Here is a 25,837-nt window from a genome sequence, read left to right on the forward strand (position 1 = left end):
AAAGTGCGATACCTACAGGCGAGGCGTAGTGGTGATTTCCGAGCAGGCCATTACAATGTGCTCAGAGGTTAAGTATACACATGTCAGAGAAAGATGAAGAAGCGTTGTTTTGGGCAGAGATGGCAGGGGTGCGTCCTTTGCAGCGTGAACCAAAGGTGCAACTGAAAAATACGCGGCAGTTAAATGCCGAGCAGGCCAGTGTCCGTCGTCAGGCCGCATTGACCGAAGCCGCACAGGATGACAACCCGCTTGGCACCACGCACATTGACTGGGTGGCTCCTACCGACGTATTGACGTATCGCGTCGATGGCATTGCGCACGGTGTTTTTCGGCGCCTTAAACAGGGCGGCTACACCATGGACGCGCGGCTCGATTTGCATCGCTATACCGTTGAGCAGGCGCGTGTTGCGGTATTTAAGTTTATTCAGGACTGTCGGCGTTTTGACGTACGGGCCGCACTCATCCTGCACGGAAAGGGCGAGCGTGGCGATCAAAAGGCTGTTGTGAAATCACATGTGAATCACTGGTTGCGGTCTATTCCCGAGGTGCTAGCGTTCCATTCGGCGCAGCCAAATCAAGGCGGTGCCGGAGCGCTTTACGTGCTGATCAAGAAAAGCGAGGCGCGCAAGCAAGAAAACCGCGAGCGCTATCGTCGAGGCGACTGAGGGTGTCTTTATTCTGTGGTCGTCACCCCTCTGTTTTTGCTAAGTGTTCATAAGCCAAAGCAACATGGCGTGAGTAGAGATCGAGCAATTCCTTATCCAAGGTCGATAGGGTACGTCCAGTGGCGACATAGAGAATGTTCTCGTTGCCGGAAATAGAGCGGTAGTAGCCGGTTACAGAATGCTCCGTGAAGATCGTTTGCTTAGCGGTCAGCGCATCCTGCATGGCTTTGAGAATTTCCGGATTAAGCACGCCGGACAACTGCTGGTTGACCAAATGCTGATGCTCACCGCTGGCGGCCAGCACATGAAAGTCCGGCTCGCCGTTGTCAACGGCGCCATCCATCGGCGTACGTTGAATGAGCTGGCAGAATATGGCGTCCTTGTTCAGACGCAGTAAGATCATGACTTGTTCGAGGATGATGCTCGCGAAGGTAGCGAGTTGCGTTGCTTCAAATATCTCACTGGTGGTGCTGATCAGGCGTTGCAGACCACGTCTGTGTTCGTCGATCTGGCAGAGATCCCGGTAGGACCGAATCAGTGAAATGCACATGGTGCGCAACTTTTGCGTGGTCAGTTCGGTTTTTTCTTTGTAGTCATTGATGTCGTAACGTTCGACAACGTCTGCCTCAGGCGCTTGGCCTGGCTGTCCGGTGCGCAGTACAATCCGCGTAAAATGATTGCCCTTTTCTTCGCGAATGTAGCGGGCCAGTTGCAGGCCACTGTCTTCTTCTTCCATGACCACATCGAGAATCGCTACGGCCAGATTGGGCTCTTCTAATAATATCTTGTGGGCCTCGGGCACGGTACGTGCACTGAGAATGTTCAGTGGGCGGCCCTCGATACGGAAGCGACTCAACACCAAGCGAGTAACTTGATGGATGTCTTCTTCATCGTCGACGATCAGTATATTCCAGGGTGTTTCTAGCTCTGTGGCGGATTCAAGCTGTTCGTCATTGAACATCAACAGATCATTATCGCTCATGGGTAGGCTACCGTTGGCAGTTATCAAAAGTCCTTAACCAAAGATTAGCTTAGATTGTGGGTATTTCGAGTGTGGAGGAGAAATAAACCGGATGGAAAGCACGACGATTTGGAAAATTATCGTAACGGATTGGCATAGCAATGAAGCTTGTTCGCAAGATTACACGAGAATTCACAGCAATGGGATAGAGCAGAAGAGAATAATGGTGCCTAGGAGAGGACTTGAACCTCCACGACCGTAAGGCCACTAGCACCTGAAGCTAGCGTGTCTACCAATTCCACCACCTAGGCACTTCAGATTAGCTTGAAGGCAGGCCCTCAAACGTGCGCGTACTTTAGCCGGATGAATTTTAGCTGTCAACTGCTTTTCTGCATACAAAACAAAGATTTATGGTCGTGTTGGGTTTCTGCTGGTGTGGTCGCGGCTAGAGTGTTAGCAACTCCTAATCGACATGTGAACAACTTTCTACAAATTTGTCCGGTTTCGCCTATTGACAACTTCGTCAATCTTCTCTATCTCAGTCATTATGCGCCTTCTGGCGGTCTGGTCAGGTTTCAGGCTAATCCACAGTTTCTGTGGATAACTCTGTGGGAAAGTATTGTAGAACAGGCGCTAAGGCCGACATCATAAGGACTTAAGCAGATTAGCCATTTTTTGCTCAATTAGAACAATTCGGCCAGAGGGTTAACCTACGAATGCAGGACGCTAACTCTCTGGCCGAAACAAACCGACCTACCGGTTCATTCGATGGTCGATCAGTTCATCCACCACGCCCGGGTCTGCCAGAGTGGAGGTATCGCCAAGTTGATCGTATTCGTTGGAAGCAATCTTGCGCAGAATGCGCCGCATGATCTTTCCAGAGCGCGTCTTGGGCAGCCCCGGCGTCCATTGAATCAGATCGGGCGAGGCGATTGGCCCAATTTCTTTGCGTACCCAGCTGACGATCTCCTTGGTCAGTTCGTCGGTTGGTTCAATGCCCGTCATGGGTGTTAAGTACACGTAGATGCCTTGGCCTTTTAGATCATGCGGGTAACCCACCACGGCTGCTTCGGCTACGGCAGCGTGGGCGACCAGCGCGCTTTCTATCTCTGCTGTACCCAAGCGATGGCCTGAGACGTTCAGCACGTCGTCGACCCGTCCGGTAATCCAGTAGTCACCGTCTTCATCACGCCGGGCACCGTCGCCGGTAAAATAGTAACCGGGATAGGCACTGAAATAGGTTTCGAAGAAACGTTGGTGGTCACCATAGACTGTGCGCATCTGGCCAGGCCAAGAATCTTTAATCACTAGGTTACCCGATACAGCGCCTTCCAGCTCTTTACCCTCGGCATCAACCAAGGCTGGTTGAATGCCAAAAAATGGCTTTGTTGCACTGCCGGGTTTCATGCTGGTGGCGCCCGGCAGCGGAGTGATCATGTGTCCACCGGTTTCGGTTTGCCACCAAGTATCGACTATCTGGCAGCGTCCTTTCCCGAACTTGTGATAGTACCAATCCCAAGCTTCGGGGTTGATGGGTTCACCCACACTGCCCAGCGTACGGAGGCTTTCGCGGCTCGATGAACCAATGGCTTCCTCGCCCTTGCCCATCAGGGCACGAATCGCGGTGGGCGCGGTATAGAGGATGTTCACCTTGTGCTTGTCGACGACCTCTCCCATACGACCAGCGGTTGGATAGTTCGGTACTCCTTCAAACATTAAGGTGGTTGCACCATTGGCGAGCGGCCCGTATACGATGTAGCTGTGCCCGGTCACCCAGCCGACATCAGCGGCACACCAGTAGATGTCACCTTCGTGGTAATCGAAAACGGTTTCGTGGGTCAGTGAGGCGTAGACCAAGTACCCGCCGGTGGTGTGCAAGACACCTTTAGGCGCGCCGGTTGAGCCAGAGGTGTACAGGATGAACAACGGGTCTTCCGCGTTCATTACGGCGGGTTCGCAGGCGGTTGGTTGTTTCGCGGTCACCTCGTGGTACCAGAGGTCACGTTCACCGTGCCAAGCGACGTTGCCGCCGGTGCGCTTAACCACCAATACATGCTCAACGATTTCCGTGCCGGGGGTTTTAAGGGCGGCGTCGACATTAGCTTTTAATGGAACCGGCTTGCTACCACGTAGACCTTCATCGGCGGTGATAACGATTTTTGAGTCGCAATTGACGATGCGACTGGCAAGGGCGTCGGGAGAGAAGCCACCAAAGACAATGGAATGCACGGCACCGACCCGAGCACAGGCCAGCATGGCGTAGGCTGCTTCTGGGATCATCGGCATATACAGAGTGACACGATCACCTTTTTCCACGCCCAAGTCACGCAGGGCATTCGCCAACCGGGCAACATGGTCGTGCAGTTCTTGATAGGTAATATGCAGATCTTCGTTCGGATTGTCGCCTTCCCAGATAATGGCGGTTTGCTGGGCGCGTTGCGGGAGGTGACGGTCAATACAGTTGTAGGCAACGTTCAGTTGGCCATCGTGATACCAGCGGATATGCAGGTCTTCCTTGGCGAAGCTAACGTCTTTCACCTGGGTGTAGGGCGTGTACCAGGTTAGGCGTTTGCCCTGTTCGCCCCAGAAAGCGGCATTGTCGTTTACCGACTGCTGGTAGAGTGTTTGATAGGTCTCTGCATTAACCCGTGCACGTGCTGCCACGGCAGCCGGTACCGGATAAGTCGGATTATCCATGTCTCTCCCCCTGTTCTTGTTGTTGGCCCGCCAAATCAGCGGGCTGCGTGTAAGGATATTAGGGGTAGTATAAAGGTATTAAATTGGTATTTAAATAGCCTTACTTTTTGTCCCCTTGTTCCTCCTCATCATTCATCGCATCGTGCATTTCGCGCAATGCTACTTTGGTCTGATCGTGTATTTGCGCGGGCTCTAGACCTAATAAGTGCCCTAGCACATCGTCGATATCTTCTGCGGCGAAGATGCTGAACTGGCCCTCGTCAACGGCTTGTACAACCTCCGCACTGAGCATCAAGTGGCGTACATTGTCGGCCGGGATGATGACACCTTGATCACCCGTGAGGCCGCGGCACTGGCAGACCTTAAAGAAGCCTTCAATCTTTTCGTTGATGCCGCCGACTGCCTGCACTTCACCATGTTGGTTCATTGAGCCGGTGACTGCAACCGACTGCTTGACAGGTAGGCGCGATACCGCTGAAACGAGTGCCACCAATTCGGCGCAGGTGGCCGAGTCACCATCCACATGGCCGTACGATTGCTCCATGGCGATATGGGCGTTGAGGGTGAGTGGAAATGCGCGGCCATACTGCTGGGCGAGATAGCCGTTCAGGATCATCACACCCTTGGAGTGCACGGCCTGCCCTAGTTCGGCCTCACGCTCGATGTCCATAATGCCTTGCGAGCCGAGCGATGCGGTGGCGGTGATGCGCGCCGGTGAGCCAAAGACTGACTCGCCGATTTCCATCACGGTCAGGCCGTTGACGCAACCAATGCGCTCACCCGAGGTGGCAATCTTTATGGTACCTTCTTCGATTTCCAGAATCATTTGGTCACTGATACGACCACTGCGGTATTCGGCGGCTTGCAGCGCCTGGTCGACATGACGACGCTCGATGATGCTGTCACCTGCGGCATCGCGCAGATAATCGGCTTCTGCAACCATCTTGAACAAGTGAATGATCTGCGCGGAAATGCGCTGCTGGTGCTCGCCTTGACGCAGTGAGAATTCAATCAGCCGGGACACAGCGTCGCGGTGCAGCGGTTGATACTGCTTCTCTTCTGTGTAGTGCTTAATGCGCAGAATCAGTTGCTCAACCGATTGATTGTCACGCGGGATGTAGCTGTCAAAATCGACCAGAATGCGGAACAATTCGTTGAACTCGGGATCGAGAGCGAGCAGTTGATAGTAGATATCACGCGAGCCAATCAGAATGATTTTCACCTGCATAGGCACCACTTCTGGACTCAGCGTGACGGCGTGCATCAGACTGGGGTCGATGAAGGGAGATTCCATCTTGATCTGGCGCGTTTTCAACGCCAGTTTCAGGGCGTCCCACGCAAAGGGCTCCATCAACAGCTTTTCAGCGTCCAGAATCAGATAACCGCCGTTAGCCTTGTGCAGGCTTCCCGGCTGAATCAGCTGAAAATTGGTGATCGACATGCCTTGCTGGGTGGCGTATTCGATGCGGCCAAACAGATTTTGGTAGGTAGGCAGTAATTCATATTCCACCGGTACGCCATTGCTGGGGTCATTTTGCACCAACAGGTTCGGCAGTAACTGGGTGTGCAGCATCTGTTTGCGGTCGGTATCGGTGACGCGCTCGAGCGGGTGTTCGTCGAGGAAAATGTCGCCAATCAGCTTGGGTAGCTGTTTTTTGAGCTGGCGCAGGTAACGCAATACCGACAGATCGCCGTCGTACTTGTATTCCAATTCACGCAACAAGGGCTTGACGGCCTGATTGATGGTTTCATCATCCAAGTTGCGTTGTTTTTCACTGGTCTCGCGACGCCACTGTGGCAACTCCAGCAGAGATTCATTGAGGATCTCTTCCAGATCCTGGATGCGACGCTGAAACTCCGCCCGTACGGCTTCGGGTAGCTGGGCAAACTCGGTTTCGTCCAGTACCTTGCCTTCGACGATAGGGGCGAGAATGATGCTGCCCTGATCAGACAATAAGGCGACTTCCAGCTGCGAGGCCTGCTTATCAACCAGCATAATGGCTTGGTCGTATTTTTGGTTAAACTCCCGATCTATGCCGGCGCGCCGACGTTGGTAGCTGGGGTTTTCAAAAGCGTCAGGAAAGGTACTCAGCAGTTCATCCACAAAGGCTTCCATATCTTCTTTGAAGACTTTGCCTTTGCCCGCTGGCAGTTGTAGCACCAGTGGGTCACGTGCCCGTTCAAAATTGTTGATATAGCAGAGGTCGTTGGGTGGGGTGCGGTGCGCGGCAACTTCCCGTACATAGCTCGACACCAGTGATTGGCGACCCGTGCCGGTTTCACCCATGACGTACAAATTGTAGCCACTGGCTTGCATATTAATGCCGAATTCCAGGGCTTCTTTGGCCCGTGGTTGGCCCAGAAAACCCGATGCACCCTCTAAATCAGCAGTGGTTTCAAAATCGAGGTAGCTGAGGTCCACCCGGGCACACAATTGGTTGCTGGCGATCTTCTTTGTCATCGAGGGATGTTCCCAAAAATAGGTTGCTGACGGCGACTAAACTGCCACCGCGCCTTTAATATGAGGATGGGCTTCATAACCCACCAATTCAAAATCATCGAGCTGGTAGTCGAACAGGCTGGCCGGTTTGCGCTTGATCAGCATCTTCGGCAAAGCGAACGGTGTGCGTGTGAGCTGTAGATCCGTCTGTTCTTGATGGTTGCTGTAAATGTGCACATCGCCACCGGACCAGACAAAATCACCCACGTCCAGATCGGCTTGCTGGGCCATCATCTGCGTCAACAGGGCATAACTGGCGATGTTAAATGGCAGGCCGAGAAACACATCGCAGCTGCGTTGATACAGTTGGCAGCTCAGCTTGCCGTCCGCGACATAAAACTGAAACAGCGAATGGCAGGGGGGCAGTGCCATCTGGTTCACATCCGCTGGGTTGTAGGCCACCACCAGCATGCGGCGGGAATCCGGATTGTTCTTGATCTGCGCCATGACCTGTGAGATCTGGTCAATGGTTTCGCCCGAGGGCGTCTGCCACGAGCGCCATTGTTTGCCATAGACGGGGCCAAGGTCGCCGTTTTCATCCGCCCATTCGTTCCAGATGCTGACACCGTTGTCTTGCAGGTATTTAACGTTGGTGTCGCCGTTCAGAAACCACAAGAGCTCGACAATAATCGAACGCAAATGCACCTTCTTGGTGGTAATAAGCGGAAAACCCTCTTGCAGGTTAAAGCGCATCTGGTGGCCAAACACACTCTGCGTGCCCGTGCCCGTGCGGTCGGTTTTTACTGTGCCATTGGCTTTGATGTGTCGAATGAGGTCGAGGTATTGTTTCATGATTTACGCTTCTTCTTACCGCTGCGTGGTGCTGCCTTTGGGGCTGCCTCAGGCTGTTGTTCGTCGCTGATCTTGCGCTGGTACGCCACCATTAAAAAGGCGATACCAAGAATGACCATGGGCTGCGAGAGCAGTATTCCCATGGTCAGCCAATCGGTACCGAGTAGGTAGCCAATATGGCTGTCCGGCTGCCGGAAAAACTCAGCGATGGACCGGAAAAAGCCATAGCCCGCGAGGAAGAAACCGGTAACGGCTAAGCGGGGACGCGGCTTGTGGCTGAACCACCAAAGTATAGCAAACAACATCAAGCCTTCACCGGCCACCTGATAGAGCTGCGATGGATGGCGCGCCAAGGCGTCGGGCGCATTGGGGAAAATCATCCCCCAGGCAACGTCGGTGGGGCGACCCCAGAGTTCACCGTTGATGAAGTTACCCATCCGCACCGCCGCGATACCCAGCGGTACTAAAGGCGCGATGAAGTCGGTCACTTGCCAGTATGACAGCTTGTTTTTGCGGGCAAACAACACCAGCGCCGTCGATACGCCGATAAAACCGCCGTGGAACGACATGCCGCCTTGCCACACGCGCACCAGCATCAGTGGGTCGTCGACCCAGCCTTGGAACTGGTAAAACAGAATATAGCCAACGCGGCCACCGACGAAGGTGCCAACGATGACGTAGGTCAGCATGTCGCTGACCATATCGGGTGTCCAGCCCCGCCACGGCTGATTCTTCGCGCGCCAATTGCCAAGCGCCCAGCCGCCTAAAAAGGCCACTACATAACTGAGACCATACCAGTAAATACTGAGTGGGCCGATACTGAGAAAAACGGGGTTCAGATCATGCGTCCATGGCACGGTTTAGGCTCCTGTAATAAAGGGTTGGGTGAGCTGATGGCGCAACTGCGCGGACAACACATCAATGGCTCTTGGGTTCGGCAGCAGGGCAGGAATAATCACATCGGCCTTGGCCTTGCTGGGCTCTACGTAAGACTTGTAGCCGGGGCGAACCGTCTTCAAATACTGGGCCACCACGCTGTCTGGCGTGCGGCCTCGTTCGTTGATGTCGCGCGTCAAGCGGCGCGCCAGACACATATCCAAAGGTGTATCCACATACACCTTCAGGTCCATCAGGTCGGCAAGTGCTTCGCAATGTAAGATGAACAGACCTTCGACTACGATCAAATCGGCCGGGCCCAGCGCCCTTGTATCCGCTTTGCGGTTGTGTACGGCGTAATCATATTGCGGGGCGTGTACTGTTTTGCGCTTCTGCAACTGGCGTAATTGCCGCACCATCAGGTCGTGCTCTAGGGCGGCGGGGTCGTCGTAATTTGTCTGTTCGCGGATGTTCATTGGTACATCCGTCTGATCCAAATAAAAATAGTCTTCACGTACCACCGCCACGGTGAATTCTGGCAGCTCTTCGCGCACACGTTTGACCAACTGATTCGTTAGGGTGGTCTTTCCAGAGCCGGATGCGCCAGCAATACCGATTAACACAGGTTCCCGCATAGCGCGCTTGGCCCTTCCAGAGAAAATAATGACAGCCGAGTGCGGACAAAACACTCGACAATGATAGGCGGTATTTAAGCATAAGCAGCCTACCGTGTCTTCATTGCCGGCACTCTGGCCGAATGGAAATCCAGTGATATGATGGCGTCTTTAAACAAGCTAAGCAGGGTAGGGTTATATGACATTAAGAGTGGCAATGCGCTGGGCCCTGTGGTGCAGTCTATTCATTACACTGCTGCTTGCCCCTGTGTCGGCACAGCAGTCGGTCAAAGGGTTGCAGCGCTTCCCATTGTTGCAGCCGGGTGTGGTGGTGCAAGGAGAGCTGGATGTCAGTCGTGGTGGCAACGTCGAACAACGTTATCGTATTCATTTGCCAGAGGATGTTGTAGCGCTGCAGGCGAGGATTCTGAGCGCCGATGTCGATCTTGATCTCGCATTGTATCGTCCTAATGGCGAACTGGTGGCGCTGTCGGAAGAGATGACCGCGCTGGAAACGCTGACGGTATTCCGTCAGGATAACGCCGACCTAAACGGCGGGCAGTATCTGTTGGATGTACTCTATCAATACAATGATGCCCCCACCGGGCGCGCACATTTGCCGTTTGAGTTGGTATTTGATGTGGCCGACACCACGCCGCGCGCCACCTTGGTACCTGGGCAGCCGCATCATGACCGCCTGCAGCAAACCACCGGCATGCTGCATTATTACCGAATTGATGTGCCCAAAGAGACTGAGGCCTTGCGCATCGATGTGTTTGATACCGTGAGTGATCTCGATATTTTTCTATTTCCGCGCAAAGCCTCGCCAGATATCTACAGCAGCCCGCTGTTCGCTGCGACTGTGCGCCCACAGGAGCGCTTGGTCGTCACCGAGCGCGATGAGCCGGCATTGGTCATGGGTATGACTTACTATCTTGTGGTGGTGGATCAGGTGGAGCGTCTGCGTGACGTTGGCTATGGCGTTCACGTCAGCCTGGACGGTTCGCCGCCGTCCTTTTTGCAACAAGGGCGTGATGTGCCGGCACCGCGTGATGATCTTGAGCGTGCGTTGCTGGCGACGGTGGAAGTCATGACCACGCACTCCTCTGGCTCAGGCACCTTCATCAGTGCACAAGGGCACATTCTAACCAACTACCATGTGGTTGAGGGCTACCTGAACGACGATGCGCCGATCGTGATCGGCATGAGCCTGGATCATCGCCTACCCAGCCAAGAGATGTTTCACGCTGAGGTGCTTGCGGTGGCGCCCGAGCGCGACATGGCACTGTTGCGTGTCACTGAGGGAGTCTACAGCGAGTCAATGGCGAGTTTTCTGCCATTGCCCTATGTCCAACTGAACCAGGAAGACAGTCTGCGTATTGGTGACCCATTGACGGTGATTGGCTACCCTGCTGTAGGCGGGCGTTGGGCTAGAGGGACGATCAGCTTAACTCGGGGTTACGTTTCTGGATTCGAAGCCGATGATTTCGGTACCGTGATCAAGACTGATTCCGAGTTCTCACAAGGTAACTCCGGTGGTTCGGCGCTGGATGGACAGTTGCGCTTGGTCGGTATACCCACCGAAACGGTGGGTCAGGGGAGTGGTAAGTTGGGTTACGTTTACCCGGTGTTGGCGATGCCTGAGGAATGGCGCATCTTGCTATCGGAGCAATAGAAATCTACTTGTTAATGATAGTGTTTATCATTAACATTGGTGTGAGGTAGTTGAACGGCATCATTTTTTGATGGGCCGTCTTGAGAGGAGCCTTGCACCATGCGCCATACAGCCAGTGAACGTCCAGAGAAGTGGTTTGAGCAAGTATTGAGGATGCGGGTCAAGCGGCACCCGCGCCATGCGCCTGTCTGGGTGGTGTTGTTTTTCTTCGTCAGCTTGGTGTTGGCCGCTGTCGGCAACCTGTTGCTGTAAGAGGCCAGCTCTTTGTCCAAACAGGCGCGCCGAAGGCTGCGCGCCTACGATCGCCTTGGCTAAACCTGTGCTTGCAGATAATTCTCCAGCCCCATGGCTTTGATCAAGCCCAACTGCTGCTCAAGCCAGTGAGCGTGATCCTGCTCGGTGTCATCGAGCAACTTGAGCAGAATATCCCGCGTCACATAGTCTTGCTGCTGTTCGCACAGGGCGATGCTGGTCTTCAGTGCAGCGGCCACATCGTACTCTGTTTGCAGGTCGGCGCTCAGCATGTCTGGCACATTAGCGCCGAGGCGCAAAGGGGCACGCTGCACCACGTTTGGTGTGCCTTCCAAAAATAAGATGCGGGCAATCAGGAGTGTGGCGTGCCCCGTTTCATCTTGCCGCTCGTGGTCAATGCGCTCGAACAGCTTCTGGTATCCCCAGTTGTCATACATTTGACTGTGAATAAAGTATTGATCAATGGACGCCAGTTCATACGCCAGCAAGCCGTTGAGTGAATCGATGATGGCTTGATTACCTTTCATAATGAGCTCCTGGTTGAGTTACTGGTCAAATGCCTGGGCTTGCAGGTAATTTTCTTTGCCGACGTGGGTAATCAGCTCTTGCTGCGTTTCCAGCCAGTCGAGGTATTCCTCTTCATCCTCCAACAGATCGGTGAGCATGTCGCGGCTGACATAGTCTTGCAGGCTTTCGCAGGTCACAATGGATGAGCGTAAGTCTGCCAGGTTGTCGACGTACAGCAGGTGATCGCAGTTCAACATCTCAGTCGCTTCTTCACCAATGCGCAGACGGCCAAGTTGCTGGAGGTTGGGCAGTCCTTCTAAGAACAGCACACGCTCAATTAATTTGTCGGCGCGCTTCATGGCGTGGATGGATTCATGATAGAAGCGGTCATTCAACACTTTGAAGCCAGCATTGCGACACATGCGGGCGTGCAAAAAGGTTTGGTTGATGGTCACCAGTTCGTTGGCGAGGACGGTATTCAGTGCGGCAATGATCTTAGGGTCTGCTTTCATAATGAGCTCCTCTCGTAAGGAAGGCTGATGGGAGCATCTAAAAACCTCCCAGATGGCACCTCACTATAGAAGACCTTGCGTAGGGTGACGAGTACAAAAAGGCTTTTTACGAGAAATGCCGTTAAGCGGCGTTGGGTGTCCACTGGCCGACTTTTTCATGCGTTTGTTGTAGGACTGCACGCGCATGGCAGGCGCACTTGCCGCATTCGGTAGCGACGCCCAAGGTATTGCGAACATCGCGCCAGTTGTTCACTTCACCCGACAAGATGCTGCGCTCAATTTGGCGCTCTGTGATACCTTTACAGATACAAACATACATGGCCTAACACCTAATACGAATCTATATAGGTATTATTCGTAAATGATAATCAATGTCAAGTACATGGGTGCGGATTAGCATGCCTTTTGGTTTTCTGTAATAAAGCTCCAAAATAACCGGTAATTTGTTGGCCGCTCGGCCAGAAAATGCCGTTTTTAGGTGTAAATTGAAATAATCTTACAAAATTGGATGCGATTTGATCGCTCAACGCGTAAAATACGCCGCATTCTCCACCATGACCGAGGGAAAACCGTATGTCCGTAATCAAAATGACCGATCTGGATTTGGCTGGCAAGCGTGTACTGATCCGCCAAGACCTGAATGTACCTTTCGATGACAAAGGCAACATTACCTCCGATCAGCGCATCACTGCCTCTGTGCCGACCATCAAATTGGCGCTGGAAAAAGGCGCCAAAGTCATGGTGACATCACACCTCGGTCGTCCGGAAGAGGGTGTGTTTGATGAAAAATCTTCTTTAGCGCCTGTTGCTGCGCACCTCAGTAAATTACTCGGCGTAGAAGTACCACTGTTGCGTGACTGGGTGGATGGCGTAGACATGGGCGACCACAACATCGTTCTGCTTGATAACGTTCGTTTTAACAAGGGCGAAGGTAAGAACGACGACGCGTTGGCCCAAAAAATGGCTAAGCTGTGCGACGTTTTCGTCATGGACGCCTTCGGCACCGCGCACCGCGCCCAAGCTTCTACCCACGGCGTGGCGAAATACGCCCCCATCGCGGCGGCTGGCCCTTTACTGGCGGCCGAGCTGGATGCCCTGGCTAAAGCCTTGAAAGAGCCTGCTCGTCCCATGGTTGCTATTGTCGGTGGCTCCAAGGTATCGACCAAGCTGACGGTATTGGAAGCTTTGTCTGAGAAGTGCGACATCTTGGTGGTCGGTGGCGGTATCTCTAACACCTTCGTTGCGGCGTCTGGCCACAACGTAGGGCAGTCTCTGCATGAGCCAGATCTGATCGACGAAGCCAATCGCATTCGTGCCAAGACCGAAGTGATTTCAGCGGAAGATTGCCGCACCACCACGTTGCGCTTCAATGAGTGGCGTCACGATGCCCCGGTATTGGAAAAAGAGCTGGATCAAGTCGCCGATAATGAAGAAATCATCGACTACGGCCCTCGCACTGCAGCAAAAGTCGCAGAAATTCTGAAGAACGCGAAGACCATCATCTGGAACGGCCCGGTCGGCGTGTTTGAGTTCGATGCCTTCGCTAAAGGTACCGAAACCATTGCGCACGCCATCGCTGACAGTGATGCCTTTTCCATTGCGGGCGGTGGTGACACCTTGGCGGCAATCGACAAATACGATCTGGCCGACAAGATCTCTTACATCTCTACCGGCGGCGGCGCTTTCCTGGAGTTTGTAGAAGGTAAGACGTTGCCTGCAGTGGCGATTCTGGAAGAGCGCGCTAAAGGGCATAGCTAAAACTACGGTGCTTGCTATGGCGGCGTTAAATTCTGCCTTGCAGTTGCATAGAAAAAGCGTGGTCGGGGGAGTTCCTCCTGCCACACAAACGAAGAGCCTGTGATACAATGCGCCCGCGCGGCACAGCACCGTTAACAGGCCCTCACATGCACGAGTGAACAGGACAAAGATCATGACCAAAATTTTAGATGTCGTTAAACCCGGCGTAATCACTGGTGACGACGTACAAAAAGTATTCGAAATCGCCAAACAGAATAAATTCGCCCTGCCCGCGGTTAACGTGGTGGGTACCGACTCCATCAACGCTGTATTGGAAGCGGCTGCGAAGGTAAAAGCCCCTGTTGTGGTGCAGTTCTCGCACGGCGGCGCAGCGTTCGTGGCCGGTAAAGGCCTGACGATGGACGGCCATGAAGCCCAAATCATCGGTGCGGTATCCGGTGCCAAGCACGTTCACGCCGTTGCAGCCGCTTATGGCGTACCGGTTATTCTGCACACCGACCACGCAGCGAAAAAACTGCTGCCTTGGATCGATGGCCTGTTGGCCGCCAGTGAAGAACACTTCGCGGCGACCGGTAAGCCGTTGTTCAGCTCGCACATGATCGACCTGTCGGAAGAGAGCCTGGAAGAAAACATCGGTACCTGCGCAGAATATTTGGCGCGTATGGACAAGATGGGCATGACGCTGGAAATCGAATTGGGTGTGACCGGCGGTGAAGAAGACGGTGTTGATAACACCGGTATCGACAGCTCTGAGCTGTACACGCAGCCAGAAGACGTGGCTTATGCTTACGAGCAACTGATCAAGGTTAGCCCGCGTTTCACCATCGCTGCGTCATTCGGCAACGTACACGGCGTGTACAAGCCAGGTAACGTGAAGCTGACTCCAGAGATTCTGGACAACTCGCAGAAGTACGTGTCCGACAAATTCGGTTTGCCCGCCAAGTCTTTGAACTTCGTTTTCCACGGTGGTTCAGGTTCTACGGCAGCGGAAATCAAAGAGTCGATCAGCTACGGCGTGATCAAGATGAACATCGACACTGATACCCAGTGGGCGACGTGGGACGGCGTACGTAAGTACTACGAAGACAAGAAAGGCTACTTGCAAGGTCAAATCGGTAACCCAGAGGGTGACGACAAGCCTAACAAGAAATACTACGACCCACGCGTTTGGGTACGTGAAGGCCAGACGTCAATGATCAAGCGTTTAGAGCAGGCATTCGCTGAGCTGAATGCAGTTAACACGCTGTAATCAATACAGTATGAAAAGAAGCCCGGCCAGTCCGGGCTTTTTTATGCCCATGGAAATGAATGAAAGCTACTCATGGGTTGGTGAAAATTTATGCTATGTGGTGCGGTGTGGTCTTGTGATAAACTGCGCGCCCCTGAATCGTCAGCACCGACAACCATCAAAAGAGAAATAAGCGGGAAGTACAGCAAGCATGGCCAAAACATCACTCGATAAAGCAAAAATCCGCATTCTGTTATTGGAAGGCATCCATCCTTCTGCCGTTGAGTCATTGGAGCGCGCTGGGTACTCGGAAATTGAGGTCCTGCCATCTTCATTGCCGGAAGAGCAGCTCAAAGAGAAGATCCGTGATGTCCATTTCATCGGTATCCGCTCGCGTACGCAATTAACGCGTGACGTACTGGAGCACGCTGACAAGCTGGTGGCCATTGGTTGTTTCTGCATCGGCACCAATCAGGTTGACCTGCGTGCCGCGACCGAAAAAGGTGTGGTGGTATTCAATGCGCCGTTCTCCAACACCCGCTCTGTCGCAGAGCTGGTGTTAGCCGAAGCCATTTTGCTGCTGCGTGGCATCCCAGAGAAGAACGCTGTGTGCCATCGCGGCGGCTGGCAGAAAACGGCGACCAACTCCTTTGAAATCCGCGGTAAAACGTTGGGTATTGTTGGCTACGGTAACATCGGTACACAGCTCGGTGTGTTGGCCGAAGGCTTGGGCATGAACGTTATTTTCCACGACATCGTCAATAAACTCCCGCTGGGCAATGCCTCGCAAGTGGGCAGTTTGCGCCAGCTGTTGGCGACGTCTGATGTGGTGTCGCTGCACGTGCCAGAAACGGCGTCCACCAAGTGGATGATGGGCGCGGCCGAGTTTGAAGCCATCAAACAAGGCGCGATCTTTATCAATGCGGCGCGCGGTACCGTGGTCGATATAGATGCCTTGGCGGCCGCGCTGGAAAGCAAAAAGCTACTCGGTGCTGCTATTGACGTGTTCCCGGTTGAGCCGCGTGGCAATGATGAAGAGTTCCAAAGCCCATTGCGCGCTTACGATAACGTGATTCTGACCCCGCACGTCGGTGGTAGTACGATGGAAGCGCAGAAAAACATCGGTTCAGAAGTGGCAGAAAAACTGGCCATGTTCTCTGACAACGGTACCTCGATCTCGGCGGTTAACTTCCCAGAGGTCGCTTTGCCGACGCTGGAAGGCAAACACCGCATTCTGCACATTCACCAGAACGTGCCGGGCGTGTTGTCACTGATCAACAGCATTCTGTCAGATAACGGCATCAACATCAGTGCGCAGTACTTGCAGACCAATGAGACCGTAGGTTATGTCGTGATCGATGTCGACCAAGCTTTTGGGCCGCTGGCACTGGAAAAGCTGAGTCAGGTTAAGGGTACGATTAAGGCCCGGATTCTGTTTTAGCCGTGCTGATCAGATTCGCGACATTGAGGCGCTGCGCCCAGTGTCGTGAATCTGTCGTATGAAGGTATAGCCAAAGGAATGAACGATGCTATGCTAAGCCAGATGAACGTCAATATTCTTTCAAAAACATGGCAATGGCTCGCGGTGCTTGGCTTTACGGTTGGGCTCTGTAGTTTGTCATCTGGTGTTCAGGCGCAAGCAAATCAGGAGTTTCGTCAGTGGTTAGCGGAGCAACAAAGTCGTTTCTCCGCCTTTCGTGACCAACACGATGCCGACTTTGCACGCTGGTTGGATGAGCAGTGGGTGTCCTTTGATACCTTTGTTCAGCAGCCCCCTGCCGCCGAGCCGAAGCCTGAAGCTGCTCCGACTTGGGTGGAGCCTGAGCTAACGCCGCAGCCACCAGTCATTACAACACCAGAACCGCCTGCCATAGTAGCACCTACCCCCGCACCGGTGACCCCAACACCCGCGGCGCCGCCTTCTGGGCAGCGTATGACATTGCGATATGAGGGGTTGAGCGCTGAGCTGCGGGTTAATCAACCCTTACAGGGCCGTTTACCAACGCGCGTTGACGAGCGGGCGATTGCCGATTATTGGCAAGTTATGTCGGCATGGCGTGGCGCTGAAGAGGTGGGTCGCTTGGTGGCAGAATTAGCGCGGCGCAATCACCTCAATACCTACGATCAATTGTTGGTCATGCACAGTTTTGCTGGGCAAATAGTGGAGCGTGCTGAAGCGCAAACCTTGTTAACCTGGTATCTGGCGGTGCGACAAGGTATGCAGGTTAGGGTGGGCTACGACAATGATAGCGTGTATCTGTTGGTAGCGACTCGCCAGAGCCAGTACAACGTACCCTATGTCACTTACCAAGGGGTACGCTTTTATGCTTTCAGTCCGCAAGGGCAATACCCCTTAGGCCAAATCACCAGTTACTCCGAGCAGCACAGGCGCGCCAGCAGCTTCGTGGAGCTGTTGCCTCACCCGGCGTTGAATGTCGGTGGCACTTGGACATTGAAGCCAGTAACCGTTGATATGTTCGGCACCGATGAGCAATTCCAGTTGCCGGTAAACGACGCCTTGGTAAGCCACCTCGAGCGCTATCCGCAGTTGTCATTGCAGGATTATTTTGCCCAGCCCATGCCCCTGCCAATGCGCGACGTTTTGCGCGAGCAGCTGCAGCCTCGGTTACGGGGTATGAGCCTGTTTGAACAGGCCAGTTATCTGCTGCGTTTCGCACAGTTTGTGACCGGTTACAAGACTGATCAAGAGCAGTTTGGTCAGGAAAATTATCAACACCCCATTGAGTCCTTTGCAAACGGGTACAACGACTGTGAAGACCGCGCTCTGATTTACGCCCTCTTGGTGCGTGATTTGTTGCGAGTCGACGTGGTAGCGTTGTATTTTCCGGGGCATGTCGCGACCGCCATCCAGTTGCCGCCGCGCTCTGGCCTGGGCAGCACTCAGGTGGGCGGTGCGACCTTTTACTGGGCCGACCCTTCGTATCTGCATGCGCCCCTTGGACGCTTGATCCCTCAGGTAGAGGGGCGTGCCCCACAAATCATAGGAGTGCCCTGATCCATGCGGATTGTGATAGCCGTGTGTACTGCGCTGTTGTTGGTAGGTTGTGCGACCTATGGTGATAAGCAACTGGATGCATTGCAGGCTGTAGAGCGGGGTGATTATGTCGCGGCAGAAGAGCATTTTTCGTCTGTATTGCAGGGCAGCGCACGTGAGGAGCTCCTGTACTACTTGGAAATTGGCATGGTGCGCCATTTGGCGGGTGATTTTGCCGGTAGTAATAGCTTTTTACAGCGCGCCGATGACCTTCGTGATGCCTTGTCGGTATCCGCCTACAGCGCACAATTCCGCAATTTTATGACCAGTCCAGCCATGGGGACTTACTCTGGCACGCCTTACGAGTTTGCCTATGTGAACTATTTTAAAGCGCTGAACTATCTCGGATTGGCGCAGCAAACCGGTGAGGCGCGCTGGCTTGAGTCGGCGCGTGTTGAAGCGCGTCGGCTGGAAATTATCCTGAACGAATTCGCCGCCAACGAAGGCGACTATCTAGAAGCTGCGACGGCGGAAGACGATAAGGCGTCGGGCTTTTTGCGAATTCTGCGGCAGTTGAACGGCCAATACATGGACCCTACTACGCTGATCTATCGTGATGATGCGTGGGCACGTTTTTTGGCCGGTATTACCTACGAAAACCTCCGTGAATGGGACAGTGCACGGGTAGCCTATCAGGCGGCAGCTGTGGCCTATGAATCCGGTTATGCAGAACAGTACCAATTGCCGGAGGAAGCAACTCGTTTGGCTTGGACCGCCACCGTACGCATGATGCGTGCCGGCGGGGGGTGGGGTGACGAGTGGCCCAGATTGGTTGAAGAGAAAGGCTTGAGTGAGGAAGAAACACGCCCGCTGGGATCCGATGAAGCCTTGGTGCTGGTGGTCGAGCATGTTGGGTTGATTCCTTCGGTCGGTGAGCTCAACCTGTATTTAACCAAGCGCAATGCGTCACGCTCATTGTCGCTGGAGCCAGTGGTCAGTGGTGATCAGGCGCAACAACTTGAGCAGCTTACATGGTTCACCCTGCACTATGCCGACACCGGGTTGTTTGATCTACTGGCGCGTTATCAGGCCGGTGGCGTTTGGTCGGTCTTGGAAGATCCACTGCGCAGCAAGCAAATACAGTTGGGCCCGTTGTGGGATGTTGCCGATGAAGTCGGCTTGCTGGCTGGTATCGGTGACTTTGGAGTGCGGGTATCGGTGCCTTATTATCCTCCGGCTTATGAACCGCCGCGTGCGTCCGTGCTTCGTGTCGGTGATGCTCGTCTTGGTCACTTGCATGCCGTTGCCAACATTGAGCAGTTGGCGCGGCAAGAACGACTGCGCGTGGCCCAAGAAGAAATGATGGCGGCACTGTTGCGGGAAACCATCAAGAACGCCGCGAGCGCCAATGTTAGTCGCGCGGTGGGCTCCAATGACAACAGTCTTGGTTTTTTGTTTTCGTTAGCCGGACGAGTGGCGACGACCGCTACGGCCCGCGCTGAAACGCGCCATTGGGCGACATTGCCGGCTTGGGCACGTGCGGTCAGTGCACGCGTACCAGCGGATGAATCCGTATTAGCGCTGATGGTCGACGAGCGCGTACTTTGGCAGCGAGAGGTCAGCCTTCGCCCAGGCCAAGTAAATATATTTTACGCGCGTACCTTTGGTCATTAAGGCTAGGTCGCACTACTATAGAGGGCAGACGCCCAATTTATTGATGAGGAAATGGAAATGCGTGTCATAAATCTTGCCGTGCTGATGCTGGCCCTAGCCGTATTGGCAGCTTGTGCTGGCCCCTCAGTGACGGTCAGCCGTGAAGACCCTAACGAAGAAATAGCGTTGACGGATCGTTGGAATGCCACTGATTCTCGCATGGTATCGGAAACCATGATCAGTGATATGGTCACCTTTCCGTGGTACAACAATTTTGTCCAAGCGAATAATAAGCGCCCGGTAGTGATCGTACAGAGCATGCGTAACCGTTCGCACGAACACATTCCGGTGAATACTTTTATTAATGATATTCGTCGCGCCATGTTGATGACGGGTCAGTTGGAATTCGTCGCTGGTGGTGAAGAGCGTGATGATGTTCGCGAGGAGCGCCTGGATCAGGAGTTGAATGCGCGTGAAGATACCGTGAATCAGATGGGGCAGGAAATTGGGGCCGACTTCGCACTGACTGGCGAAATCAATTCTTTTGTGGATACGCTCGACGGCCAACGTGTCACCTACTATCAGGTCGACATGAAGCTGGTCAGCATTCTCGACAACCGGGAAGTCTGGTTGGGTACCGAACGCATCCAGAAACTGCAACAACGTCGTCGCCGCTAAAAGGCAGGCTGAACGCGTTAAATTAAGGCTTTCGCGCTCGTCGCGAAAGCCTTCCTACCTGTTTTACCTTCGAAAACCCCCTAGTCCCCATCTCCATCCCTAGGATATTTACGCCTCCTAATTCTGTGCTCTGTGACGATAATGCAACAAAGTGCAGAATTCCGTCATCGTCGGTTTTCAATGAGTATTCTTATAACAAATAAGTCAGGTTCGTTGCCGCAATGAATCATGACTGACTTTACGAAAAGGTAGTCCGGCTATGCTTAAATCAATATTGGCAAGCTCTTCTCGTCGTCAAGGACAGACCGGGTACACAGGTTTTACGTTAAAAACGCGAATCGTTGCTTTGATCGGTGTGTTATTGGCGTTCACGGTCGCTATTGTAATCTTTAATTTGCAAGCACTGACCAATATCGGTGCGGCAGCATCGGCCCAAATCGGTGAGGTAGAGTCGCAGCGTCGGCAACTCGAACGCCAAACGGCGCTGGTTGCTGAGCAGGCGGATTTGAATGAACAAGTGGAGCTGATCAACGAGTTAAAGTCGTTGATTTACGAAATGCAGTTCATCGACTTTCTGGCTAGCCTGACCTATGAGATGGAACAGGTGGAAAACGCTGAAGTAATTAAGGTACAGCTGGCGGATGAATTTGACGCTATAGAGCAGCGCGATCCATCTCAGGCTGAACGTGTTGAGAATATACGTAAGGAGTTTGCCACCTATCGTATGGCATCCCGCCGGATGTTTGATTTCTACGAGCGCAATAACCCGTCCATGGGTCGGGCGATGGCGGTGGTGTCTCAAGAGCAAGCCGACAATATCATCGGTATTCTGGATGCCATTACTCGAGACTACCAAAGTGCGGTCGAAAGTGGTCGCCAAGGTGTGTCTTCCGCCAGCGAATCCCTCGTCTTGTCGGGTGTTGAGTTGTTGCGTTCAACCGAAGATATTAATCGTCGTGTCAATGATTCGCGGCTGGTGTCGTCGGGCAGTGCATTCATTTTGATTGTTTTGGGCTTAATGGCCGGGGCTATCTTCCTGCGGTCTGTGTTGTCACCTATCCAACGTTTAAGCCAACAAATTACTGCAATTGAGACCGGTAATGATTTGTCGTCGCGCATTAATTACCAGCGTACCGATGAGTTGCGCAGCATCAGTGACGCGTTCGATAGCCTTATTGCAAAGTTTGATCACATCATCCAAAACATTGTGACTTCGGTGGACGGCTTGGCATCGGTGTCGGCCGACAACGGCCACGCCAGCGACAATGCTCGTAATCATGTGGAAGCTCAGACCCATCAGTTGGATCAGGTTGCCACGGCGTCTAATGAAATGGCAATGACCGCACATACCATCCAAGAAAACTCTGAGCAGGCGGCATCGGCAGCCAATGCGGTAGATGATGCGGCACGCCATGGCAGCACGGAGATGCAGTCTGGTATGGCGTTGGTCGATACGCTGAATGAGAAGATTCAAAGTGCCCAATCCGTTATTCAGCAGTTGGCTCAACGCAGTGAAGATATTGGTGGTGTACTGGATGTGATACGTGGCGTCTCCGAGCAAACAAACTTATTGGCTTTGAATGCAGCCATTGAGGCAGCGCGCGCTGGTGAGCAAGGGCGAGGTTTTGCGGTGGTGGCGGATGAGGTTAGAAACCTTGCGCAACGCACGAACGACTCGGCCGGTGAAATTCAAGGTATGGTCGAAAAGCTGCAACAAGACGCCCGTACGGCGGTGTCGGAAATTGAAGAAAGCGGTCAGGTCACTGTGAAGACGGTCGACCAGATACGTATCACTAATGAGGCCCTGCAGAACATCCAGCAGCAAATGGCATCGATTCGGACCGTTAATGCACAAATTGCGCAAGCCACCGCCGAGCAAAGTCAGGTGGCGCAATCAATTGATCAGAATCTCGAATCCATTCGCCATTCGGCCGATGAGGTTACGGTAAGTGTGCGCTCATCGGTCGAGGCTAATCAATCCCTGTCGCGGGTTACTGCGCAACTGCGCTCACTCATTTCCCAGTTTAAGATCTAACCTGAGCATCAACCCCTCGCAGCCGTTCGCTGCAAAGGGGCTAGGGGTCGGAAAATTACGTCCACCCACTAAATACACCCTGAATCCACCGGGAGGTGGGAGGCCAAAAGGGGGGTGCAAAACCCTAGGTGGAAATGCTGGTTGCAGGGGTAGGTTTAAATTGTAGCGCGTAGAGCGCAGAGGTATTTTAGACGGTGTTAAGCGTGTCGCCTAGCACGCTATGTCTGCCGACTCTGTGCTGGGCTTGTGGCGATTTATTGCACAACATACGACAACAACAATAAAGACAACAACAGGAATACCACCATGAAAAAACTGATTGTTACTGCCGTTGCTTCAGCAACCGCAGCTTTTGCCCTGAATGCCTCGGCGATGAACGAAGGCGAAATTTTGATCTGGATCGGTGGCGACAAAGCCTACACGGGCTTGCAAGCTGTCGGTGACCGTTTTGCAGCTGATACCGGTGTTACCGTGCGTGTTGAAACGCCCGATGACGTTCAAGCGCGTTTCCGTCAGGAAGCAGCATTGGGTCGTGGCCCAGACGTTATGATCTGGGCGCACGATTGGCTGGGTGAGTTAGTTGAAGGTGGTTTAGTTCAGCCTATTTCACCAAGCAGCGATGTAGTGTCTCGTTTCGACGACTTCGCGTGGGAAGCCAACACCTACCAAGGCGAAGTTTACGGGTTTCCTCTGGCGGTAGAAGCCGTTGGCCTGCTTTACAACAAAGCGCTGGTACAAACGCCACCAACGACCTTTGACGAAATCTATGGCATCCACGCCAACCTGCAATCGGCTGGCCGTTCTGCCATCCTGTGGGATTACAACAACGCATTCTTCTCATTCCCCGTGCTGTCTTCTGCCGGTGGTTACGTGTTCGGTACTGATGCCAACGGCAACGCCAACGCGCGTGACGTAGGTATGGCGAACGAAGGTGCGATCGCAGGTGCACAAGCCATTCGTCGTTTGATCGATGAAGGTGTTATGCCTGCCGGTGCCGGTTACGGTGAAATGGATTCAGGCTTTGCTCAAGGCGAAGTGGCCATGATCATCAACGGTGCATGGGCGTGGGGTGGTTACACTCAGGCTGGCGTTGATTTCGGTCTGGCACCGGTTCCTGCGGTAGATGGTGTGAACCCAGGTCGTTCGTTCGTTGGTGTACTGTCTGCGAACATCAACGCAGCGTCACCTAATGCTGACCTGGTTGAGCTGTTCATGGCTGAATACCTGCTGACCACTGAAGGTATGCGTTTGATGGATACGGCTGACCCAGCTCGAGGTTTGGGTGTATCTGCACACGTTGAATACGTGCAAGAGCAGATTCAAACGTCTGATCAAGGTGATCTGATCGGTGCTACTTATGAGATCGCTGAAGCCGGTTTGAACATGCCTAACATTCCTCAGATCGCTGGTTTCTGGTCTAACGTTGGCCCTGCACTTGAGGCAATCACTGCCGGTCGTCAAGCACCTGCAGAAGCTATGACCAATGCTGTTGAGCGCATGCTGCGCTAAAAATGGCCCGCTTGGGAGGAAAGCGATTAGGCTTTCCTTCAAGTTAGAAAGGGGGCCTCTTTGGGCCCCTTTTTTGTCGGAAACATGTGGTATAGGTGTGTACCGCGTAAACACGTTATAAAAATTAATTACCTTTTTCACTCTGTATAATCGGTTCCTAAGGCTGTCGCAGAGTGTGCTTGTGGAGTAGTGATCATGGCTCAATCCAATGCCATCCCAATGGCACCGGAATCATTCGACGTACCAACTTGGCAAAAAGTAGCTCGTTGGTGTGCAGTGATTCTTCTGTCGGGCGGACTGCTCTTTTTGTCGACCTTGATGTACCAGTCGGGTGACGTCATCTTTGCCGTCGGTATGATTACACTGGCGGGCGTTATCGCTTTTGTTTATCTGAACCCCAATATTTACGTCGCTCGGTATTTAATACCGGGCTTCGCGTTCATTGCGCTTTTCTCAGTGTTTCCTCTGGTTTACACCATCATGCTGAGTTTCACCAATTACAGTTCCAGCAATCTCCTCAACTACGAGCGGGCCAAATCGGTATTGATGTCTCGTACCTTTTTGGAAGAGGGCAGCAGTCACCCTTTTGAGATACATGCGGCTGATGGTGGACAGTTTCGTTTAGTGATTGAGCGTGGCAATCAGTTTTATGCGTCAGAGCCTGTTCGTCTGAGTGAAGGACAGGAAGCGGGCAGTCAGCGCGTTCAGATGGAGCCCATCAACTACAGTGAGTTGGGAACCGAGCCTGCAGCGTTGCGTGAAGTGTTGGCAAATCGCGCCGGTTTGCAGGCGCTGAGTGCGGAGATCGACGGCTATAGTCCAATGTCTTATAGCGGCCCGCGCGCCTTCGGTACGTTGCGGAGTCTGTATGTGCCGGTAGAAGGTGACTCTGAACGCCTAGTGAACCAGCGTACAAATATGGTCATCGAGCCCGACTTCTCCCGTGGTTTTTTCTACCAAGTCACACCACAGCGCGATGACATTTTGCATGATTTCAGCATTCTGGCGGATGTCCGTGACAATCAGGCCAGCACCGAAAATCTACGCGTGTTAACGCAGGTTAATCGCAGTGATTTGCAGGCCAACTTCCGTGATTACCAAGCAGAGCTAGAACGTGGTCTGCGCGAGTATCGGGTAGTGCCCGGCTTTCAGGTCAATACCGGGATGGCTAACTATAAGCGCATCTTCCTCGAAGATGGCATGTTGAAGCCGTTTATGAAAATTTTTACCTGGACGGTCATCTTCTCATCGTTCACGGTTTTCGCCACCTATTTACTCGGCCTTGTGCTGGCATGCTTGCTGAACTGGAAACTGGTCAAAGGCACGACGCTGTATCGTGTTTTGATGATCCTGCCATACGCTGTACCGGCGTTCATTTCCATTCAGATTTTCAAAGGCTTGTTTAACCAGAACTTCGGTGAGATCAATATTATTCTGGAAGCCTTGTTCGGTATCAAACCCACCTGGTTTACCGATCCGGTGTTGGCGAAGGTAATGATTCTGATCACTAACCTGTGGTTGGGTTATCCCTACATGATGATTCTGGGGCTGGGTATGTTGCAGTCCATTTCGGATGACTTGTATGAAGCAGCAACCCTAGAAGGCTCGGGGGTGATCAATAACTTTGTGAAGATCACACTGCCGTTGGTTAGTAAACCGATGATCCCGTTGCTGATTTCAGCCTTTGCTTTTAACTTCAACAACTACCTGCTGATTCGCCTGCTGACTAACGGTGGACCTAATATCATTGGTGCAAATCCGTTGGCTGGTGAGACAGACTTATTGATCAGTTACGCCTTCCGTCTTGCGTTCGGCGACGCACAAAACGAGTACGCCCTAGGGGCAGCTATTGGTGGGCTTATCTTCCTGCTAATTGCTGCACTGTCGATGTTCTACATTCGTTACGCCAAAGTCGACGTGGCACGCTAAG

At 53.1% G+C, this 25,837-nt stretch carries 21 protein-coding genes and 1 tRNA gene; 12 read left to right on the forward strand and 10 right to left on the reverse strand.

Features of this window, described 5'->3' with window-relative positions; translation table 11 throughout:
- Nucleotides 1–80: 80 nt before the first annotated feature.
- Entirely contained in the window at nt 81–665 is a 585-nt protein-coding gene (gene smrA / locus NFC81_RS00850; protein ID WP_304995644.1) for a DNA endonuclease SmrA, read from the forward strand.
- Nucleotides 666–687: 22 nt separating this feature from the next.
- Here smrA and NFC81_RS00855 read toward each other — a convergent pair whose 3' ends face one another.
- From NFC81_RS00855 to udk, 7 genes are all read right to left on the reverse strand, one after another.
- Nucleotides 688–1,647 (reverse strand): DUF3369 domain-containing protein, encoded by a 960-nt coding sequence (locus NFC81_RS00855; RefSeq protein WP_304995645.1) that lies wholly within the window; start codon nt 1,645–1,647, stop codon nt 688–690.
- Between the two features lie 203 nt (nt 1,648–1,850).
- Nucleotides 1,851–1,937: transfer RNA gene (locus NFC81_RS00860), tRNA-Leu, on the reverse strand.
- Nucleotides 1,938–2,379: 442 nt separating this feature from the next.
- Complete coding sequence (gene acs, locus NFC81_RS00865) at nt 2,380–4,323, reverse strand: acetate--CoA ligase (RefSeq protein ID WP_304995646.1); 1,944 nt, start codon at nt 4,321–4,323, stop codon at nt 2,380–2,382.
- Nucleotides 4,324–4,423: 100 nt separating this feature from the next.
- The gene (locus NFC81_RS00870) at nt 4,424–6,784 is read right to left on the reverse strand and encodes an ATP-binding protein (protein ID WP_304995647.1); all 2,361 of its coding nucleotides are present in this window, start codon (nt 6,782–6,784) and stop codon (nt 4,424–4,426) included.
- A 36-nt stretch (nt 6,785–6,820) separates the two neighbouring features.
- Nucleotides 6,821–7,615, reverse strand: coding sequence for a thymidylate synthase (thyA, locus tag NFC81_RS00875; RefSeq protein WP_304995648.1), 795 nt, complete (start codon nt 7,613–7,615; stop codon nt 6,821–6,823).
- Nucleotides 7,612–8,472, reverse strand: a complete 861-nt coding sequence (gene lgt / locus NFC81_RS00880; protein ID WP_304995649.1) for a prolipoprotein diacylglyceryl transferase — start codon at nt 8,470–8,472, stop codon at nt 7,612–7,614. The genes thyA and lgt overlap by 4 nt, the downstream gene beginning before the upstream one ends.
- Nucleotides 8,473–8,475: 3 nt before the next feature.
- Entirely contained in the window at nt 8,476–9,126 is a 651-nt protein-coding gene (udk, locus tag NFC81_RS00885; protein WP_304995650.1) for a uridine kinase, read from the reverse strand.
- A 178-nt stretch (nt 9,127–9,304) separates the two neighbouring features.
- Here udk and NFC81_RS00890 point away from each other — a divergent pair, with 178 nt between their 5' ends.
- Nucleotides 9,305–10,780 (forward strand): serine protease, encoded by a 1,476-nt coding sequence (locus NFC81_RS00890; protein ID WP_304995651.1) that lies wholly within the window; start codon nt 9,305–9,307, stop codon nt 10,778–10,780.
- A 99-nt stretch (nt 10,781–10,879) separates the two neighbouring features.
- Nucleotides 10,880–11,032, forward strand: a complete 153-nt coding sequence (locus NFC81_RS00895) for a hypothetical protein (protein WP_304995652.1) — start codon at nt 10,880–10,882, stop codon at nt 11,030–11,032.
- Between the two features lie 59 nt (nt 11,033–11,091).
- On the opposite strand, the gene bfr (NFC81_RS00900) is transcribed toward NFC81_RS00895, so the two are convergent.
- The 3 genes from bfr (NFC81_RS00900) to NFC81_RS00910 form a co-directional block, all read right to left on the reverse strand.
- On the reverse strand, nt 11,092–11,559 hold the full coding sequence (gene bfr, locus NFC81_RS00900) for a bacterioferritin (RefSeq protein ID WP_304995653.1): 468 nt from the start codon (nt 11,557–11,559) through the stop codon (nt 11,092–11,094).
- A gap of 18 nt (nt 11,560–11,577) precedes the next feature.
- Nucleotides 11,578–12,051, reverse strand: coding sequence for a bacterioferritin (gene bfr / locus NFC81_RS00905; protein WP_304995654.1), 474 nt, complete (start codon nt 12,049–12,051; stop codon nt 11,578–11,580).
- A gap of 121 nt (nt 12,052–12,172) precedes the next feature.
- Nucleotides 12,173–12,370 (reverse strand): (2Fe-2S)-binding protein, encoded by a 198-nt coding sequence (locus tag NFC81_RS00910; protein ID WP_304995655.1) that lies wholly within the window; start codon nt 12,368–12,370, stop codon nt 12,173–12,175.
- A gap of 254 nt (nt 12,371–12,624) precedes the next feature.
- Between NFC81_RS00910 and NFC81_RS00915 the strand changes: the two genes are divergently transcribed.
- The 9 genes from NFC81_RS00915 to malF all read left to right on the forward strand — a co-directional run bounded on the left by NFC81_RS00915 (nt 12,625) and on the right by malF (nt 25,836).
- Nucleotides 12,625–13,809: a phosphoglycerate kinase gene (locus tag NFC81_RS00915; RefSeq protein WP_304995656.1), complete on the forward strand. Its 1,185-nt coding sequence runs from the start codon at nt 12,625–12,627 to the stop codon at nt 13,807–13,809.
- A 172-nt stretch (nt 13,810–13,981) separates the two neighbouring features.
- Entirely contained in the window at nt 13,982–15,058 is a 1,077-nt protein-coding gene (fbaA, locus tag NFC81_RS00920) for a class II fructose-bisphosphate aldolase (RefSeq protein ID WP_304995657.1), read from the forward strand.
- Nucleotides 15,059–15,248: 190 nt separating this feature from the next.
- Entirely contained in the window at nt 15,249–16,478 is a 1,230-nt protein-coding gene (gene serA, locus NFC81_RS00925) for a phosphoglycerate dehydrogenase (protein WP_304995658.1), read from the forward strand.
- A gap of 78 nt (nt 16,479–16,556) precedes the next feature.
- Nucleotides 16,557–18,053 (forward strand): hypothetical protein, encoded by a 1,497-nt coding sequence (locus NFC81_RS00930; RefSeq protein WP_304995659.1) that lies wholly within the window; start codon nt 16,557–16,559, stop codon nt 18,051–18,053.
- A gap of 3 nt (nt 18,054–18,056) precedes the next feature.
- Nucleotides 18,057–19,706, forward strand: a complete 1,650-nt coding sequence (locus tag NFC81_RS00935) for a hypothetical protein (protein WP_304995660.1) — start codon at nt 18,057–18,059, stop codon at nt 19,704–19,706.
- 57 nt (nt 19,707–19,763) lie between these two features.
- Complete coding sequence (locus NFC81_RS00940; protein ID WP_304995661.1) at nt 19,764–20,363, forward strand: penicillin-binding protein activator LpoB; 600 nt, start codon at nt 19,764–19,766, stop codon at nt 20,361–20,363.
- A gap of 259 nt (nt 20,364–20,622) precedes the next feature.
- Nucleotides 20,623–22,398: a methyl-accepting chemotaxis protein gene (locus NFC81_RS00945; RefSeq protein ID WP_304995662.1), complete on the forward strand. Its 1,776-nt coding sequence runs from the start codon at nt 20,623–20,625 to the stop codon at nt 22,396–22,398.
- Nucleotides 22,399–22,704: 306 nt separating this feature from the next.
- Nucleotides 22,705–23,907 (forward strand): maltose/maltodextrin ABC transporter substrate-binding protein MalE, encoded by a 1,203-nt coding sequence (gene malE, locus NFC81_RS00950; RefSeq protein ID WP_304995663.1) that lies wholly within the window; start codon nt 22,705–22,707, stop codon nt 23,905–23,907.
- A gap of 195 nt (nt 23,908–24,102) precedes the next feature.
- On the forward strand, nt 24,103–25,836 hold the full coding sequence (gene malF, locus NFC81_RS00955) for a maltose ABC transporter permease MalF (RefSeq protein ID WP_304995664.1): 1,734 nt from the start codon (nt 24,103–24,105) through the stop codon (nt 25,834–25,836).
- Nucleotide 25,837 lies beyond the last annotated feature (1 nt).

Origin of the sequence: Salinispirillum sp. LH 10-3-1 (assembly GCF_030643825.1) — a bacterium.
In the GTDB taxonomy this organism is placed as follows: Bacteria; Pseudomonadota; Gammaproteobacteria; order Pseudomonadales; family Natronospirillaceae; genus Salinispirillum.

Excerpts from the sequence above, each read along its gene's own strand:
- smrA (WP_304995644.1), top strand. The coding sequence starts at position 81 with ATGTCAGAGAAAGATGAAGAAGCGTTGTTTTGGGCAGAGATGGCAGGG.
- NFC81_RS00855 (WP_304995645.1), bottom strand. The coding sequence starts at position 1,647 with ATGAGCGATAATGATCTGTTGATGTTCAATGACGAACAGCTTGAATCC.
- acs (WP_304995646.1), bottom strand. The coding sequence starts at position 4,323 with ATGGATAATCCGACTTATCCGGTACCGGCTGCCGTGGCAGCACGTGCA.
- NFC81_RS00870 (WP_304995647.1), bottom strand. The coding sequence starts at position 6,784 with ATGACAAAGAAGATCGCCAGCAACCAATTGTGTGCCCGGGTGGACCTC.
- thyA (WP_304995648.1), bottom strand. The coding sequence starts at position 7,615 with ATGAAACAATACCTCGACCTCATTCGACACATCAAAGCCAATGGCACA.
- udk (WP_304995650.1), bottom strand. The coding sequence starts at position 9,126 with ATGCGGGAACCTGTGTTAATCGGTATTGCTGGCGCATCCGGCTCTGGA.
- NFC81_RS00890 (WP_304995651.1), top strand. The coding sequence starts at position 9,305 with ATGACATTAAGAGTGGCAATGCGCTGGGCCCTGTGGTGCAGTCTATTC.
- NFC81_RS00895 (WP_304995652.1), top strand. The coding sequence starts at position 10,880 with ATGCGCCATACAGCCAGTGAACGTCCAGAGAAGTGGTTTGAGCAAGTA.
- bfr (WP_304995653.1), bottom strand. The coding sequence starts at position 11,559 with ATGAAAGGTAATCAAGCCATCATCGATTCACTCAACGGCTTGCTGGCG.
- bfr (WP_304995654.1), bottom strand. The coding sequence starts at position 12,051 with ATGAAAGCAGACCCTAAGATCATTGCCGCACTGAATACCGTCCTCGCC.
- NFC81_RS00910 (WP_304995655.1), bottom strand. The coding sequence starts at position 12,370 with ATGTATGTTTGTATCTGTAAAGGTATCACAGAGCGCCAAATTGAGCGC.
- NFC81_RS00915 (WP_304995656.1), top strand. The coding sequence starts at position 12,625 with ATGTCCGTAATCAAAATGACCGATCTGGATTTGGCTGGCAAGCGTGTA.
- fbaA (WP_304995657.1), top strand. The coding sequence starts at position 13,982 with ATGACCAAAATTTTAGATGTCGTTAAACCCGGCGTAATCACTGGTGAC.
- serA (WP_304995658.1), top strand. The coding sequence starts at position 15,249 with ATGGCCAAAACATCACTCGATAAAGCAAAAATCCGCATTCTGTTATTG.
- NFC81_RS00930 (WP_304995659.1), top strand. The coding sequence starts at position 16,557 with ATGAACGATGCTATGCTAAGCCAGATGAACGTCAATATTCTTTCAAAA.
- NFC81_RS00935 (WP_304995660.1), top strand. The coding sequence starts at position 18,057 with ATGCGGATTGTGATAGCCGTGTGTACTGCGCTGTTGTTGGTAGGTTGT.
- NFC81_RS00940 (WP_304995661.1), top strand. The coding sequence starts at position 19,764 with ATGCGTGTCATAAATCTTGCCGTGCTGATGCTGGCCCTAGCCGTATTG.
- NFC81_RS00945 (WP_304995662.1), top strand. The coding sequence starts at position 20,623 with ATGCTTAAATCAATATTGGCAAGCTCTTCTCGTCGTCAAGGACAGACC.
- malE (WP_304995663.1), top strand. The coding sequence starts at position 22,705 with ATGAAAAAACTGATTGTTACTGCCGTTGCTTCAGCAACCGCAGCTTTT.
- malF (WP_304995664.1), top strand. The coding sequence starts at position 24,103 with ATGGCTCAATCCAATGCCATCCCAATGGCACCGGAATCATTCGACGTA.